Source organism: Anaerosalibacter bizertensis (assembly GCF_009696605.1).
Taxonomy (GTDB): Bacteria; Bacillota; Clostridia; order Tissierellales; family Sporanaerobacteraceae; genus Anaerosalibacter; species Anaerosalibacter bizertensis.
In genome coordinates this window covers 13,969-28,108 of sequence record NZ_VULR01000002.1, presented here as the reverse complement: position 1 = coordinate 28,108, position 14,140 = coordinate 13,969, and the positions used below count along the sequence as shown (strand labels likewise).

Annotated in this window: 24 protein-coding genes; 1 reads left to right on the top strand and 23 read right to left on the bottom strand. The window is 32.4% G+C overall.

Annotation, left to right across the window (positions count from 1 at the left end; translation table 11 throughout):
- Positions 1-312: 312 nt before the first annotated feature.
- Genes FYJ27_RS01880 through FYJ27_RS01850 form a run of 7 tightly spaced genes read right to left on the bottom strand, consistent with a single transcriptional unit; the run spans position 313 to position 6,449 of the window.
- Complete coding sequence (locus FYJ27_RS01880; protein ID WP_154482291.1) at positions 313-1,080, bottom strand: N-acetylmuramoyl-L-alanine amidase; 768 nt, start codon at positions 1,078-1,080, stop codon at positions 313-315.
- 17 nt (positions 1,081-1,097) lie between these two features.
- Positions 1,098-1,394 (bottom strand): hypothetical protein, encoded by a 297-nt coding sequence (locus FYJ27_RS01875; protein ID WP_154482288.1) that lies wholly within the window; start codon positions 1,392-1,394, stop codon positions 1,098-1,100.
- Positions 1,395-1,409: 15 nt separating this feature from the next.
- Positions 1,410-1,643 carry a hemolysin XhlA family protein gene (locus tag FYJ27_RS01870; RefSeq protein ID WP_154482285.1) on the bottom strand — a complete coding sequence of 78 codons (234 nt, stop codon included), beginning with the start codon at positions 1,641-1,643 and terminating at the stop codon, positions 1,410-1,412.
- A gap of 52 nt (positions 1,644-1,695) precedes the next feature.
- Positions 1,696-1,902: a hypothetical protein gene (locus FYJ27_RS01865; RefSeq protein WP_154482282.1), complete on the bottom strand. Its 207-nt coding sequence runs from the start codon at positions 1,900-1,902 to the stop codon at positions 1,696-1,698.
- Positions 1,902-5,819, bottom strand: a complete 3,918-nt coding sequence (locus FYJ27_RS01860) for a hypothetical protein (protein ID WP_154482279.1) — start codon at positions 5,817-5,819, stop codon at positions 1,902-1,904. Before FYJ27_RS01860 ends, FYJ27_RS01865 begins: the two co-directional genes overlap by 1 nt.
- A 26-nt stretch (positions 5,820-5,845) precedes the next feature.
- Positions 5,846-6,220: a hypothetical protein gene (locus tag FYJ27_RS01855; protein ID WP_154482276.1), complete on the bottom strand. Its 375-nt coding sequence runs from the start codon at positions 6,218-6,220 to the stop codon at positions 5,846-5,848.
- Positions 6,207-6,449 (bottom strand): hypothetical protein, encoded by a 243-nt coding sequence (locus FYJ27_RS01850; protein WP_154482273.1) that lies wholly within the window; start codon positions 6,447-6,449, stop codon positions 6,207-6,209. The genes FYJ27_RS01855 and FYJ27_RS01850 overlap by 14 nt, the downstream gene beginning before the upstream one ends.
- Before the next feature lie 92 nt (positions 6,450-6,541).
- Between FYJ27_RS01850 and FYJ27_RS01845 the strand changes: the two genes are divergently transcribed.
- Positions 6,542-6,799: a hypothetical protein gene (locus FYJ27_RS01845; RefSeq protein WP_154482270.1), complete on the top strand. Its 258-nt coding sequence runs from the start codon at positions 6,542-6,544 to the stop codon at positions 6,797-6,799.
- Here FYJ27_RS01845 and FYJ27_RS01840 read toward each other — a convergent pair.
- The 16 genes from FYJ27_RS01840 to FYJ27_RS01765 form a co-directional block, all read right to left on the bottom strand.
- Positions 6,787-6,978: a hypothetical protein gene (locus FYJ27_RS01840; protein ID WP_154482267.1), complete on the bottom strand. Its 192-nt coding sequence runs from the start codon at positions 6,976-6,978 to the stop codon at positions 6,787-6,789. The two genes, FYJ27_RS01845 and FYJ27_RS01840, sit on opposite strands and share 13 nt — an antisense overlap.
- A 23-nt stretch (positions 6,979-7,001) precedes the next feature.
- Positions 7,002-7,361, bottom strand: coding sequence for a DUF6711 family protein (locus tag FYJ27_RS01835; protein ID WP_229775438.1), 360 nt, complete (start codon positions 7,359-7,361; stop codon positions 7,002-7,004).
- Between the two features lie 13 nt (positions 7,362-7,374).
- Positions 7,375-9,855, bottom strand: a complete 2,481-nt coding sequence (locus tag FYJ27_RS01830) for a hypothetical protein (protein ID WP_154482264.1) — start codon at positions 9,853-9,855, stop codon at positions 7,375-7,377.
- A 68-nt stretch (positions 9,856-9,923) separates the two neighbouring features.
- Positions 9,924-10,265, bottom strand: coding sequence for a hypothetical protein (locus FYJ27_RS01825; protein ID WP_154482261.1), 342 nt, complete (start codon positions 10,263-10,265; stop codon positions 9,924-9,926).
- Positions 10,266-10,314: 49 nt separating this feature from the next.
- Entirely contained in the window at positions 10,315-10,590 is a 276-nt protein-coding gene (locus tag FYJ27_RS01820; protein ID WP_154482258.1) for a hypothetical protein, read from the bottom strand.
- Between the two features lie 68 nt (positions 10,591-10,658).
- On the bottom strand, positions 10,659-10,982 hold the full coding sequence (locus tag FYJ27_RS01815; protein ID WP_154482255.1) for a hypothetical protein: 324 nt from the start codon (positions 10,980-10,982) through the stop codon (positions 10,659-10,661).
- Positions 10,982-11,272 (bottom strand): hypothetical protein, encoded by a 291-nt coding sequence (locus tag FYJ27_RS01810; RefSeq protein WP_154482252.1) that lies wholly within the window; start codon positions 11,270-11,272, stop codon positions 10,982-10,984. Before FYJ27_RS01810 ends, FYJ27_RS01815 begins: the two co-directional genes overlap by 1 nt.
- A 53-nt stretch (positions 11,273-11,325) precedes the next feature.
- On the bottom strand, positions 11,326-11,748 hold the full coding sequence (locus FYJ27_RS01805; protein WP_154482249.1) for a phage tail tube protein: 423 nt from the start codon (positions 11,746-11,748) through the stop codon (positions 11,326-11,328).
- Complete coding sequence (gene gp17 / locus FYJ27_RS01800) at positions 11,748-12,131, bottom strand: tail completion protein gp17 (RefSeq protein ID WP_154482246.1); 384 nt, start codon at positions 12,129-12,131, stop codon at positions 11,748-11,750. Before gp17 ends, FYJ27_RS01805 begins: the two co-directional genes overlap by 1 nt.
- Positions 12,131-12,316, bottom strand: coding sequence for a hypothetical protein (locus FYJ27_RS01795; protein WP_154482243.1), 186 nt, complete (start codon positions 12,314-12,316; stop codon positions 12,131-12,133). The genes gp17 and FYJ27_RS01795 overlap by 1 nt, the downstream gene beginning before the upstream one ends.
- Positions 12,317-12,501: 185 nt before the next feature.
- Positions 12,502-12,966, bottom strand: a complete 465-nt coding sequence (locus FYJ27_RS01790; RefSeq protein ID WP_154482240.1) for an HK97 gp10 family phage protein — start codon at positions 12,964-12,966, stop codon at positions 12,502-12,504.
- On the bottom strand, positions 12,959-13,168 hold the full coding sequence (locus tag FYJ27_RS01785; protein WP_154482237.1) for a hypothetical protein: 210 nt from the start codon (positions 13,166-13,168) through the stop codon (positions 12,959-12,961). Before FYJ27_RS01785 ends, FYJ27_RS01790 begins: the two co-directional genes overlap by 8 nt.
- A gap of 4 nt (positions 13,169-13,172) precedes the next feature.
- Positions 13,173-13,328 (bottom strand): hypothetical protein, encoded by a 156-nt coding sequence (locus tag FYJ27_RS01780; protein WP_154482234.1) that lies wholly within the window; start codon positions 13,326-13,328, stop codon positions 13,173-13,175.
- A 1-nt stretch (position 13,329) separates the two neighbouring features.
- The gene (locus FYJ27_RS01775) at positions 13,330-13,647 is read right to left on the bottom strand and encodes a phage head closure protein (RefSeq protein ID WP_154482231.1); all 318 of its coding nucleotides are present in this window, start codon (positions 13,645-13,647) and stop codon (positions 13,330-13,332) included.
- Positions 13,644-13,928: a head-tail connector protein gene (locus tag FYJ27_RS01770; RefSeq protein WP_154482228.1), complete on the bottom strand. Its 285-nt coding sequence runs from the start codon at positions 13,926-13,928 to the stop codon at positions 13,644-13,646. The genes FYJ27_RS01775 and FYJ27_RS01770 overlap by 4 nt, the downstream gene beginning before the upstream one ends.
- On the bottom strand, positions 13,928-14,107 hold the full coding sequence (locus tag FYJ27_RS01765; RefSeq protein ID WP_154482225.1) for a hypothetical protein: 180 nt from the start codon (positions 14,105-14,107) through the stop codon (positions 13,928-13,930). The genes FYJ27_RS01770 and FYJ27_RS01765 overlap by 1 nt, the downstream gene beginning before the upstream one ends.
- Positions 14,108-14,140: the final 33 nt, after the last annotated feature.

The window sequence follows — 14,140 nt, the reverse complement described above, 5'->3', positions numbered from 1 at the left end:
TTTTTATCCTCTTTAATGAGTATATCAGAACATAAGTTCTGTGTAAAGATAATAAAAAAACAGATATGCTAAAAAATATAAGTAATTAGCTTTATGAGCCTGTATTTAGCTTATATTAAGATTTGACCTTATTAGAATAGAATTATATTGCTAGAGTTAAAATAGCTTGGATATAGAGGAAATAGACGGTCAGTTTTAGGTAAGATTAGTAAAATAAAAAAGGACCTGGCAATAAACCAGGTCTAAAATTAATATTGGAATTTTGAGCTATATTGTTGGAATTCTGCTTCTATTTTTAAATGTCATTGGAAATTATACAATGAAGGCTTCAAATCCATCTTTCTTTAGTTGCATAACTAACTTATTAGCATTTTCTCTCTTGCTAAACGCACCAGTTTGGACTTTATATAATCCTTTATCTTGTACAACTATAGCATCATAACCTTTTGCTTTTAGCTTTTTCAATAAATCATCTGCATTCTTTCTCACAGAAAATGCACCAGTTTGTACTCTATATAATTTCTTATCTGTATTAGGTTTAGATTCTTTAATTTCACCAAAACTCATAGCTATAGCTTCTGCATAATTTTTAGGATTCAATTTCTTTACATCATTAGCATTATCAATAAAACAACCTTCTATAATAATAGCTGGTGCTTTACAATGTTTTAAGGACCAATAATTAGGGTTTACTTTCACTCCCCTATTTCTAATGCCAATATGTCTAGAAACATTGTTACATATTTTTTCAGCATGTTTCTTTGAAGAACTTCCATTACTATATATCCATGTTTCTACTCCAGTTCCTCCACCTGCATTTATATGAACATCTAAATATAGATCTGCTCCAAAATTATCAACTTCTCTACATCTTTTTAAATGATGTGATTTCTTCTCACTAAACTTCTGATTATAAGGTGTGACATCTTTTACCTTATGCCCTTGTGATTCCAACAATGAAATTAAATTCTTTACAGTTGCTTTAGTTATATCTGCCTCACGTTTTCCATTCCCAACTGCTCCACAATCAAAATTACTTCCTATATATACATTATGTCCTGCACTTAGAGCTATCTTCATTATAAATCCTCTCCTTTTTAATTTATTCTTTCTTTTTCTGCCCTTGGATCTGCAATCAATTCATATCCTCCCATGGATGTTAAAGTTATAAGAATTGAATTTATTATTGTAACTATAATCCCTTGCAGATTACTAAAATCTCCTACAAAAGCAAGGTTTAAAATTAAAGATATAACAAAAGCATATAATCTCACAGCTCTATCTCCATAACTCTTTTTTACTAGTCCTTTTGTAAATTGGACTATTAAACCTACTGCCATGACTAGGCCTGTAAATGTAGTTAATGTATCCACAGTCATAAAATCATCTAGCATAATGTCACCTCCTTATCATTTAAATAATCCTTGTTGAACTGCATAAAAAAAGAAGCCTATAAAAGCTCCTACTAATAAACCTATAAACCACTTCATTGTTGTTGTAAGCCCTTGAATAGTTTCACAAAGGTTTTTAATCTGTATCTTAAATTCAGCGTTCTCTCTATCATTTTTATCCATTCTTTTATCTAGTTCTGATAATTTTTCATCATGTTCAGTAATTTTCATTTCCATAACTTCATGATTCATTTTCTACCTCCAGAATATTTAATTTTGAGTATAAAAATAAGCCCTTTAAGGCTTAATCTTCTTCATTCATTCTATTTTCTACTAATTGCTCTAGTCCTTCTACTGCTGTTTTTAATTCTTCTTCATTCTCTAATACTACAAAGCTTTCTTTTTTGTTTGAATCTTTTAAACTTCCTTTTTCATCTACTGTATCATAGGTATATGAAATCATTTTACCATTTCTATTATTTATTACTGCAAAACCTGTTAATAACTTCATTATGCTACCTCCTTTAATAATAAGTTTACTAAATCAAAATTCAATTTATCATCATATGTTTTTTCTAATTCCTTATCTTTTTTATCTTCATGTTCAAAATCTCTGTCAAAGCTTACAGAATCGTCTCTCCCAAGGTCAAAATTATCAGGTTGTTCTAACCTGTGTTGCTCATAACCCTTTCTCTTAGCTTTAAGTTCCCAACTAAAATTTAATCCGGAAGTACCTTCTACTATAAAATAAGTTTCATGTTTTTCTTTAATCCACACATCACCTTGACCACATTTTTGTAAAAACACATGATATTCAATCTCTGTATTAACACATTCCTGGAAAATATCATCTATATAAATATAACAAAGACCGCCTTCATCTATTTTTCCACTTCCAATATCACCAAAGAAATATTCTGCTGTTTCGTAGGCGTTTATAAGTCTTTCACCATGATTTTCAGTTTTTTGTAAAGAGTTCTTTTTACCACTTACCGACAAATCTCCTGTTATATTAACTTTTCTATTATATTCAAACGCACCCCTCATACCATTATAGGTAAATAAAACAGAGTCATAGAGAGACAAAAATTCATGATTTTCAGCTTTATATGTTAACTTATTGCCAAATGGACGTATTCTAACATTATCCCCAAAATACAGGCTACTGTCACATCTTATCTTCTGAAAAAATATAGTAGGCTCATAAGTTTGTATAGGATATTCACTATTCACACCTAATACATTATTTACATCAAAATCTATATAAGGATTAGAATTTGTACTGCTACTATGAAGTATAGAAAATCTAGAATTTTGATAATGGGTTATTGCCAGTCCTGGCTCCGATTCAGATACTAACCTCTTCGCACCATAAATCGTTCCTACAACAGGATTGTCAAGAGGTTTATACCAGTTATGGAATCGTATTGAATTTTTCGTAAGATGAACTGCTCTTTCTCCATTTTGATAAGCTACAAAATCCCCTACTATATGCAAGTTACCTTCTGTATCTCCTTGCAATACACTTGTATAGTTATCATTTAATATAACGAATCCTGCACCTTTAAAAATTGCCGCTTCCCCTGTAAAATCGTAATAAGCACCCTTTAATTTACCGTTTTCATACTTATTTATGCTTATTTTAAATTTCTCGGATGTTTGCTCTAATGTAGTTATTTTATTAGTTGCAAGGTTTAAATCTTCTTGATTAGCTTTATTATCTAAATCATTTTTATATGCTGTAGAACTTCTTACTGTATTGATTATAGAATCATCTGTAATTTTCTGTTCTGCTATTGATACGCGTGATTCTATTGCAGATACTTCATCGTTTACTTTTATTATCTTTGATTCTGTGCTAGATACTCGACTAGTTATATCATCTAGGGTAATATCTATACCTGCCACTTTTGTATTTATAGCTGTTATTTCATTTTCTATATCTTCGGGAGCAGGAGTCCAGTCTGTTGCTTTTGTTCCTTCTTCTAATTTTATCCATTTAACTAAGTATCTTTGCAATAAATCAATAACTTCAATACTTATGTTTATCCGTATCTTTGCAGTCATAGCTGGAGATAAAAAGCTAATCTTTGTTGTTATCCATGAAAAAGAGGCGTTAAATTCGTATATTGTTTTACTCTCGATAATTTCATCGTGATGATTGATAAAATCAACAACTATAAAGGTGCGTCTGTAAGGTTCACCCATATCAGAGCCGTGATGAATAGAAATAGAGTAATGTTGTTGATACCTAATTGCAGAATCTAACCGTATAGTTTGCGTTAAGGTCGCAGTTCCGATATCTATAGGTTTTATCATTGCACCAAAACTGTAAAAATTCACATTAGTATTATCCCCTGCTATCCAATATCGGTCTTCATTGCTAAAATCACTATTTCTTATTAAATTCCTGCCACCAATTTCAATTTCATTAATCAGCTTTTCCACATCAGTCTGACTAACTTTAAAATTAATTTCTTCTTTTAATATATCTATACTAGCTGTATTTTTGCTAAGTTGAGTGTTAATTGTAGTTATATTTCCATCATTAGTAGTTCTGTACTGATTAAACTCTTGATTATCTACTTTAAATTTTATTGCATTATCTAAAGCTTTAATTTCACTTCTTTGATTACTTATTTCTTGACTATTTTCATCTATAGCTAACTTTTGAGTAGATAATTCAACGTCAAGTGTTCTATCTCCTACTTGCACCCTAGTGCCTTTTATTACTTCATCACCTATATTAATCTCTCTTATTACACTATTAATATCTAGCTTATGCCCTTGTATGTTAGCTGCATCATCTACTTTACTATCGTTTATTGCTCCATCTGTTAATCCTTCTCTAGTAAGCCCTCTTTCATCAAATAAGACAGTTTCGCCATCTTCACCTCTAACTCTTAGACCATACACAGTGCCATCTCTATTGACATCTCCAAGAGCTACCCTTTCAAGACCATTATGGATGACTTGTAATCTATTACCTGCAATGTTAAGTTTTCCGTCCGCTCCTGCAACTGTTACAAGCGACGTGTCAAGTGTACCGGATTTTATTTTTCCTGCTGTTACTGCATTTATTTGAGCATCACCTATTGCTCCATCCGCTATAATTCCACTTCCTGCTAATATTTGACCTACACTTGCTAGTTCTACGAAGACTTCTTTTGATAGTATTGTATCTATTTCTGCAACATTACCTTTAAGGGCTGTTATATGTGCATTAATAGCTGTTAAGTCTTCAGTTTCAATGATTTTTATCTTTGCATTTATAGATTCTAAATTAGTATTTATAATCTTTTCTATTCTTGCAACATTAGCGTCTAATTCATTTGTGCTTACTTTATCTGCTAGCACTGTATTTACTTCTAATATGTTGACTCTCAAATCATTTAAAGATTGAGTTATAGAATTGCTTCCAGTAGAACCTGTAGAGCTTATCGCACCACTTGGAGCGTTAGCCCTTATTTCGCTTCTAAGTCCCCCCGAATAACTTATCCTATGATAGGCAATAGGAATACTCCTCTTATTCCCATGTCTATCTGTTAGGTTTATGATGTCCCCTACTTCAGCATGGGGCATGCCTTGTATGTCACACTCATAAGCAGTATATGAAAGAGGAAAAACTCTATTATATACAGCAATCAATTCATTCTGAGTAGTAATAGAGTCGTTTTTAATCTTTATAGTATATCCTGTATCATCACCGTAGGTTAAATCTTTATTTTCTTCTCCTTCTTTTTCTACTGTCAATCTTGTAAGCTTTACGTCATCATCTGCTAATAATTTAAAATCGTAATAGTTGTTAGCATCTAAATCAAACTCAACTACGTTTAGTTGCCTAAATTCAATCTCACCTAATTTGTTAGTTATTACATTCATTCCTAATAATTCTGATATATCTGATAACAGCTCTCTTATTGTTTTAGGTTTCTCCTTTATCGTTACATTTGTTAGAGCTTGAGATGCAAATTTTAATCCTTTAGTTTCAAGTTCAGTCTTAATGTTATTCAATGTATTAGGAAACTTTAGCTTACTATTATAGGGGCTATTCTCTAGTATAAATAATATGTCATATCCTACCAAAGATATTGTTTTATCTGTTTTTTTAGTATCCTTTGGACTAATTCTGAATACCCCCATAGGTACATATTCTATCACTCCTGGAGATACTTCTATACCTAAATAAGGCTTTAATTCTTGTGTAGTTAATACAGGTGGTAGCTTATCTCTGAATAGCTTTACTTCCAATTTACTAGCTACGACTCCACCTATAGCTGGTATTCCATCATTACCTAATGAGTATTCCATATTCATGCTAATAATATCTTCGGGAGTTAGCTCTAAATTTCCCAATAGTAGTTTTCCTGCAATCCTTCTGCTGTTTTGTTTTATTTTATTTTTAAATTCAGTCGATACATTATACATTGTTTAACCTCCTTCAAATAGAAGGTTTATTCTTCTATCATGTATTCAATACTCATGATTTCAGCTGGAGTCATGCTATATCCTTCTAATTCATCAATTTTAAATTTATGAATATCTATCTCATTTTCTATACTCAACAATTCCTTAATATCTTTTTCCCAGTTTTCTTTATCTTTAAATTTAATTTGACCATTCTTATCTGCTACAACTTTACCTTCATTATCTTTTTCAGCATATTTATCAATTAATTTTTGTCTTTCTTGCTCATAAATAAGTAGCTCTTTTTCTATCTTTGAAATATTCTTCGCTATAGCATAGCTAACTTTAACAGGTAACTGTTTTTGCGACAAAGTTCTTAATTTAGATATATCAGTTAACATTTTTTCATTACTTAATTTCATCTAATTCACCACCTAAAGAATCTAACTCTGCTTTTTTAACTTCTTCTTGAAATTCTGTTACTTGCTTATTAACTTCTTCCATATTAGCTTTGTACAACTCTACATTTTGAACCGTCTTGCCAAATGTAACGCTTCCTAGCTCATTTATAGTTGCATTTAAAAACATTACGTTCTTGCCTTCTACCTGAATATTTGCATTAAGATTTGTACTTTTATTTATTTTTAACATAATTATCATCCTTTCTATTTTTAAATTTTTCACCTTATTTAAAGGATATTGTTGGTCTGTGTAGAAGCATCCCTATAAAGGAGGTGAAGGGTGTGAGTAATCTTGAGCAAAACTTAAGCTATGTTTATCATAAGGATGACAATGTTAATCCTGGTCCAATAAAGTTAGAAACAAAAGGTAATTTTAATAGGAGAGAAAACATTGTCATCAATGTGACTGAGAGATTTCAGCGTATTTCAATCTATGAAAATGGATTAATTGTATGTGAAGAAATGCTCCCAGGTAAACATGTTTTTAGATTTAATAAGCCTTATGTCGAAACTGAGCCTGGAACACTCTACTTTGAATAAGGTCCTAAGTTAAATTTCCTCTCCATTTTGTCCGTCAATTCACCAACTTTTATGGAAGAATATTGTTCTTTTTTATTAATCTTATCTTTAGAAAAATTGGACAGTCCCTTTTCTTCTAATAACTCAAGGATCCTGTCCAATTTCTTTTCTACTCTATCCAATTGTAATTTTAAATCCATTTATATCACCTCGATTTATATTTTTATTGTTCAATAAAATTAACTTTAAGGCCCTCCCATACGGGAAAGCCTTCTTTCATACGTAACATTGGCATTGTTTTAGGTCCTGCATAAAAAGTTTTAGTAATAAGACCGTCTTTAGGATCATAGTATTTTATTTTAAAAAATTCTGGTTCTATTAACTTAAGAATTTTTGATATTTCTTCTTGGGTTAACGGACCCCATTCGCAATTTAGTTTTCTTTTATCGCTTGCGATTCTATCTCTATTAGTCCCCCCTGCAGCATTTCTGCCTGATTCTTCGCTGTCCAAATCATTAAATTCTGGTTGAAATGACTTGGGGGATTTCACTGACACTCCATTTATCCACAACATTTCTTTCATATGTTCATCACCTCTACAAGTCTAGTAATATTTTGCCTTCTTGCTTCTGTAGAGAATTGATTGAGTTTATTACTGCTCTACCCAGCTTAGTATCATTCACGATTAAATTTACTTCTAAAGGCCTATCAGAATTGTTTGTATTGTTATTGCTTTCATTTACTGCTGTCTGTATCATCCCCATAAGATCATCTAAGGGAGATACTACTTCACGCCCTCCTGGATTATCTCCAACAAGTGCCAACATTTCACCGTTTGTGATACCACCTTTGGCCAGAGCCGGAATACTTGCTAATCCTCCAGCCACAAAAGGTATGGAAGCGGGGAATGTTAAAGCTATAGTTCCAGCTGCTACAACCGCACCAGCTACTATAGCAGTTTTTGCTATAGTCCCTTTATTCTCAGAAAACCAACCTTGAAGTTTTCCTCCTGTGGAAGAAGCAAAGCTTTTAATATTCCTCCAAGCACTCGACAATGCATTTGCTATATTACTAACAAAACTTCTGCCCCAATCAGCAGACATTCTTAGTAGCCCACTTGCCCAAGACCGCATTGCTGGAACCGTGGATCTAAAGAAAGAATTAAAATTTCTAATCCCTGCATTTAATCCACTACCTAAGTTTCTAGCCAAAGCCATACTAGCACCTGCTGCCATAACCCCTACATTTCTACCAAACGCAAGCATTGACCTTTGCATTGAAGACAATCCTGCGTTTTGATTTCTTCCAGAAGTCATTACCCCTCTTGCTGCATTAGCTGCCATAACTGTTGCTATACCTGCTGAAATAACTCCCATGTTTTGCCTATGAGTTTTATAGTTAGCTTCAATAGCACCCCATGTAGTAGCTATTCTTTGTTTCATAGTTGCAGTTTCAGATTTAACACGTTCATTCATTTGCTGCCATTGTGTTGTTACATTAGTTTTTAATTCTACAGTCTTAACTTTTATATTTTCATATGCCCCTACCGTCAATGCTTTTACTGTTTCCAATGACAAGTCATATTCTTCATGTAATAACGGCGGAAAAACTAACTGTGGTATTGGTGGAGGATCTAGTCCCCAATCTGGATTATAGACTGGTACAGGTATTGGAGGAAATACAGGCACCGGTACCAATGGAGGTACTAAACCCCAATCCGGGTTGTATACTGGAGAAGGTATTGCCGCAAATACTGGTGCTGGGACCTTGATAGGCATTTCTAGAGTTTGTTTTAATTTCTTCCATTTATTCATAAACCAAGTAAAGAAATCATCAAATATACTCTTCATATCATCAGCTGTCTTTTTGGTTTTCATTGTATTTTCCATGTTCCCTACCATATTGTTTATACCTTCATCAAAACTACCTAGTCCACCTGGACCTTTCCCTCCGCCTGACCCTAGCCCTCCTGAACCATTGCCACCATTAATATTATCAATTAGGTTTTTTTGTAATATATTTAATTCATCAAAAGGTGCAAGTGCTTTTTTGGCCGCTTTAGATGCCTTATCAATACCTTTACCTAAGTCTTTTTGTCCTTTAGCTGCCTTTCCACCTGTTTTACCAATGTCCTTATTTGCCTTCGGTAAATCCAACATTGGTTTTAAATCCTTATCGTCAGGCATAGGACCAAGCATGTCAGTATTAGATTTTGTGTCTACAGATACCTCTTTACCAGTTATCATAGTGTAGATTTCGCCTATGCTTTTAGCTATTTTTATTAGTACATCTAAAACTTTTATTAATCCTTTAACTAGGGGTAGTATAACTACTTGAAGCCCCTTCCCAACTATACCTAAAAACTCTTGCCACTTTTCACCTAAAATCTTAACACTATGTGCCCAGTTCCAGTTGTTTCTAGCAAAGTCACCTTGAGCATCTCCTGTAACTGCCATTAAATAGTTGTATCTCAACATCACTTGTTCAGCTTGGTTCATTTCTTGCCATGACTTTCTTATTCCTTGTTGTAGCGCAAAAGCTTCTAAGTTAGCAATATTCATATTTATACCTAATTGTTTTAAAGGCATTGATTGTCCACTCATACCAGACATAATTTTTTGGAACATTTCATCTGTTTCTAAGTTATAGAAAGAAGCCATATCAGCTGTTAAGAGTGTTAGGTCCTTAGACATTTGCCTTACTGCATCCCCTTGAATACCAGAAGACTTTAACATTGCTCCCATATAAGATGCATATTTCTTTGCCGACAATTCCCCTATACCATGACTTTCTATTAATGTCTTAGAAAATTCATCTACATCTCGTGCCATACTGCCAAATACAGTATCTGTTACGTTCTGTATTTCTTCTAAATCAGATGATGTTTTTATTGCTTGTTTTCCAAAATTCACAAGTGCAGCTGTACCTAATGTTATTCCTGTTAACTTACCAAGAGTACTTAAACCAGTAGTTAGAGCAGATTGAAATCCTTTAAATTGTTTTTGAGTTTTGTCCATTTCTCGTTTTATTTGACTAAAATCGGCGCCACCACGGACTATAAAATTTGATTTACTCAATAATTCTCACCTCCTGTTTTGAGGTATTAAAAAAGCACCTACTTTTGTAGATGCTTTAAAACCATATATTAAATTGAATTTAACACTGTTCCCAATATCAAATTGAGTACAAAAAAGGCTACAATACTTGAAAGTAAAAATATAATGTCATCTTTAACTTTATTTTTCTTTATTAGATTGCGAATCAAAGTTATAAGTGAAATAATTCCTATGATAATACTATCAAGTATCAATGCTGTGAATATGCTGTCAAATCGTACTCCTATAGTTAATACAAAAAATATGTCAAATATTATAAGTGCTATCCATAGCCATAGGTTTGTTTGTAGCTTTTTGTTTCTTTTTTTAATTTTATTTCCTTCCTTCTTAGTATATAAGCCCCCTGCATCTGGCGAACCATATAGGCCCATCTAAATCCCTCCTTAAGGATACTTTATACCATTATAATATAAAATATCCTTAAGGATTACAAGTTTTCACATTCCCACCAAACATAGCATTTAAAGCCTTGACTTGTGCTAACATTTGTTCATCTGTCATAACCTTCTTTTCTTTTCCAACTTCTAACTCTAAATTATTTAATATTTTTTCTATTGGTACATCTTTAGTCCATACCCACCTGCTAGTTAAATATGCTTGCATAATTAGGTTCTTCTCTTCTTCTTTCCTTCTCCTAGAATAGCCTTTAGCCGCCATATTCAGTTCATAAGGTGTCATTTCCCAGAATTCACTCATAGGAACATCAATAAAGGTAGCGAGTTCTATGGCACCTTCAATCGTGAAAGGTTCTTTCTCGCTACCTTCTACTTGTTTTTTTCTTTTGTTTCACCTGTTTCCTCTCCTGTTTTAAATACACTATTTAATGCTTCCCACATAATTTTAGTTGCTTCCATAAGACTTGAGTGTTCATCTATTAACTCCATTACCTTATCAGGTGTTAGATCTTTATCTTCATGTTGTAATCCAGCCCACATTATAACAGAATACTCCTCCATTGATAATGCTCCAGTTTGCATTGCTTCTATTTCTGCGATTGGTTTTTTAAACTTCTTTTCTATTAAACTAAGTGCTTTCATGCCATATTTAAAATTTCTCACCTTATCTAATTCTATTGGATAATAACTCATTATATAATTACCTCCTTATTACCTTCCTTTTGTAATTCTTCATTTATTTGTTCAACAACCGTCTCAGCTATTTTTTGACCATCTATAGTAATGTTTAATTCAACGTTTCCTTTATCTTGTTCTTTATCAGAATTCAGGGTTTCTGGTATAAATTCTAATTTAATTATAGGCATCTCATCTACGCCTATGCTATAATTTACATTCTGTACTCCTTTAACCTCATTGCCATCAATAAAAACTCTTGCTGTTCTAAAATCCTTTTGTTCTATTCTTACATCATTGCCTGCCATTTTCTAATCCTCCTTTATATATAAAAAATAAAGGCCAGATTTTACTCTAGCCCTTATACTGTTGTTCCTACGGTAAGGGTTGGTTTTCCACTAACCTTAATAGTAGCTTTAAAACCTATTGTTCCATCTACATCTACGTCTCCAACTCCAAAGCCTGTTACAACTCCCTTAAAGCTCCATTCTGCTTTTGGAGTAGTAGGAAATACAATTTTATAATCTTCTGCTTCTCCATTATCTAATGAGTCCTGTAAAGCTACCTGTCCAGATGATGTGTCAGAATCAAAAAAGCCCTCTATTGGAACTTCCCCACCATCTTTAAAACTGCCTATATATTCTTTGTATCCACCTTCACTATCTAAGGTGGTTACATCAATATCATCAGCTGTAATTTCAATTCCGCCAATAGAAGTTAATCCACCTATTTCAGAATCGCTTTTTAGCAATTTAGTACCTAATGCTCTTGTTGCTTTACCCATTATTCTACCTCCTCAAAATAAATTGTAAAATCTATAATCCCTCTGTTTACTTTAAGCTCATGTTCGTAAACTTCATGTACATTATTTATGTCCATATCTTCAATATAAAATCCATCTAATTGCTTTTGTGGTAATGAAATTAATAAATCCTCAACTTTTTTAGTTAAGGATTTCATATCTTTGTATTTATTTGCCATAATTGAAAACATGAAAGAAAGATACTCTTTATTCGTAAATCCTTCAAGAGTTTTTATCTTTTTAGTAGTAATCCTTGTATAAACTAAATAAGGCTTTGTATGCCCTTCTGGTGCGTTTGTGGGGTATATCTCATTTTCAAGTTCAGGAATGTTATTTTCTATTAGGTTTCTTAATGCTACTTCCATTATTTTGGCTCCTTAAAGGTAGTTATATAGATATTTGTTATGCCAGTAGGTTTTCGTTCTATATTTTCACCATCTAATGTAGACCTGTCAATTTCTTCTACTTCATTTGCTATAGAAAAATCTTGTACCTCATCTACATAGTCAATAAAATCATTCAATATCTTTTTTATTCTTTCTTTATCCATCTATTTCACCTCTTCAAATTTACATCTATCGTCAGGGACCCAACTAGTAGTTTCCCACCCATCACTAGTAGCGCGGGTATGTTTTTCGCCACATCTTAGGCCCAATTTAATTCCACTATTTTTTTAATGGGCACAATAGGCACTCTGTAGGCTTTTTATCTACTAATACCTTGTGGATTTTCATCTTACTTCAACCCCGCTTTCGCTATTTCAGCATCTATTTTCTTTTGCATTTCTGATACTATAGTTCTTTCTACATTGCCAGTATTATTTGCTAAGCTGTCATGAATGAATCTATATCCAGGAATATATCTGCCATTTTTAGCAAAGAATCCATATTCTTGCGATACTGGATAGTAGCCTGTAATTTTCCCATCCTTATTAGGTTTTTGAAATATAAAATTATACTTTTCATCAAATACTACTTGATATACTTTTTTACCCTTTACTCTAGCACGTTCACCTTTTAGTTTCATTCCCTTGGACAAGGCTCCAGTATCATAAGGTGCAGTTGCTCTGGATTCTTTTAAAACTGTATTCATAGCTTTTCTTGAACTAGATGTTACATGTTTTTGTGGTACTTTCCCTAGTTTTTCTAAATCATTTATGAGTTTGTCCATACCTTCCACTTTAAAGTTAAAGTTAGTCATTAGTCCACAACCTTATTAACCAATGTTTGACATTCAAATAAAATGAGTAAAATATAAACACTCCTATTATTGAATCTACAATACTTGGTTGAACTTCTCCATAGTAATATAATTCTAAACCTTGCCATATAGCAATGAATAAAGCATAGACTCCTAATGTTGCAAAAAATAAAAATAGTTTAGCTTTTACTTTCTTATTCAATCTTTTACCCACCAATTAATCTACCATCAACATATAGTCCATATTCTCCACCGCATTTACATTTAGCTTTATTGTCATAAACTTCCCAATTTTCATTACTTTTCTTCTTGTCTTTTTCTTGTTTTGCTCCACATTTTATACATTTCTTTTCTATTTTCATTTTATTTCACCAACCTACAATAACACAATAATTCTCTATTTAAGCCTTTTACATTTACAGGTGGACCTATAATCTCATATATTTCATTGCCATGTTTAATTCTCATTTCAGAGGTTATTCCAGGGACATATCTCATATTAAATTTAACTTCTACTTTACTATCAGTAGTTAAAGCTGTGAAAAATTCATTGCCAAGTAGTGGATCTTTACTGGCCCATATACCTGCCTTAAACACTTCCCATGTATCAATAGGATCTCCATATTCATCTCTGCCTTTTACTCTTTGTAGAAAGTCTATTTTATGTCGATAATCTCTCATATTGAATCACCTACTGTATACTCGGCTGATAATGTCAAATGAGTTTTAAGACTTGTGTAGGATTGTTGAAATCTTTCTGCCATATTTATATCATCATATCCAAAATTAGCTTTACAATATAAAATTATAGCCCTTTTAATTAAAGGATCTGTATCTAGGACCTTATCTTTATTAACTCCACTAAGGATTAAATCTGCTTTAGCTGCGTCAATTAAATCTTGTAACTCTACATCTAAATCACTGCCATTAACTCTTAATGAGTTTTTAACTTCTTCTATCATTATTCTTCACCAACTTCACATGAATAAGGCATTAATACAATTTCTAGTCCTGTTTTCTTTTCTTCTGATTTAACCAGGTCAGATAGTAATTCAAATTCTTCTTTTGTTAGTCTCCTATTTGCTTTAAATATTATAGCTTTATCAGTTTCTTTGATTTTAGTTACTTTTTTCTTAGCCATTATCACACCTCCTTATACAAAGAAAATAAGAGA

Coding starts and splice junctions, on each gene's coding strand:
- FYJ27_RS01835 (WP_229775438.1), bottom strand. CDS start 7,361: ATGAAAGAAATGTTGTGGATAAATGGAGTGTCAGTGAAATCCCCCAAG.
- FYJ27_RS01780 (WP_154482234.1), bottom strand. CDS start 13,328: ATGAAAATAGAAAAGAAATGTATAAAATGTGGAGCAAAACAAGAAAAA.
- FYJ27_RS01765 (WP_154482225.1), bottom strand. CDS start 14,107: ATGGCTAAGAAAAAAGTAACTAAAATCAAAGAAACTGATAAAGCTATA.
- FYJ27_RS01770 (WP_154482228.1), bottom strand. CDS start 13,928: ATGATAGAAGAAGTTAAAAACTCATTAAGAGTTAATGGCAGTGATTTA.
- gp17 (WP_154482246.1), bottom strand. CDS start 12,131: ATGGAAGTAGCATTAAGAAACCTAATAGAAAATAACATTCCTGAACTT.
- FYJ27_RS01795 (WP_154482243.1), bottom strand. CDS start 12,316: ATGGATAAAGAAAGAATAAAAAAGATATTGAATGATTTTATTGACTAT.
- FYJ27_RS01855 (WP_154482276.1), bottom strand. CDS start 6,220: ATGAAATTAAGTAATGAAAAAATGTTAACTGATATATCTAAATTAAGA.
- FYJ27_RS01865 (WP_154482282.1), bottom strand. CDS start 1,902: ATGAAGTTATTAACAGGTTTTGCAGTAATAAATAATAGAAATGGTAAA.
- FYJ27_RS01875 (WP_154482288.1), bottom strand. CDS start 1,394: ATGCTAGATGATTTTATGACTGTGGATACATTAACTACATTTACAGGC.
- FYJ27_RS01860 (WP_154482279.1), bottom strand. CDS start 5,819: ATGTATAATGTATCGACTGAATTTAAAAATAAAATAAAACAAAACAGC.
- FYJ27_RS01805 (WP_154482249.1), bottom strand. CDS start 11,748: ATGGGTAAAGCAACAAGAGCATTAGGTACTAAATTGCTAAAAAGCGAT.
- FYJ27_RS01840 (WP_154482267.1), bottom strand. CDS start 6,978: ATGGATTTAAAATTACAATTGGATAGAGTAGAAAAGAAATTGGACAGG.
- FYJ27_RS01790 (WP_154482240.1), bottom strand. CDS start 12,966: ATGACTAACTTTAACTTTAAAGTGGAAGGTATGGACAAACTCATAAAT.
- FYJ27_RS01810 (WP_154482252.1), bottom strand. CDS start 11,272: ATGGCAGGCAATGATGTAAGAATAGAACAAAAGGATTTTAGAACAGCA.
- FYJ27_RS01850 (WP_154482273.1), bottom strand. CDS start 6,449: ATGTTAAAAATAAATAAAAGTACAAATCTTAATGCAAATATTCAGGTA.
- FYJ27_RS01870 (WP_154482285.1), bottom strand. CDS start 1,643: ATGAATCATGAAGTTATGGAAATGAAAATTACTGAACATGATGAAAAA.
- FYJ27_RS01825 (WP_154482261.1), bottom strand. CDS start 10,265: ATGGGCCTATATGGTTCGCCAGATGCAGGGGGCTTATATACTAAGAAG.
- FYJ27_RS01880 (WP_154482291.1), bottom strand. CDS start 1,080: ATGAAGATAGCTCTAAGTGCAGGACATAATGTATATATAGGAAGTAAT.
- FYJ27_RS01815 (WP_154482255.1), bottom strand. CDS start 10,982: ATGAGTTATTATCCAATAGAATTAGATAAGGTGAGAAATTTTAAATAT.
- FYJ27_RS01775 (WP_154482231.1), bottom strand. CDS start 13,647: ATGAGAGATTATCGACATAAAATAGACTTTCTACAAAGAGTAAAAGGC.
- FYJ27_RS01820 (WP_154482258.1), bottom strand. CDS start 10,590: ATGAGTGAATTCTGGGAAATGACACCTTATGAACTGAATATGGCGGCT.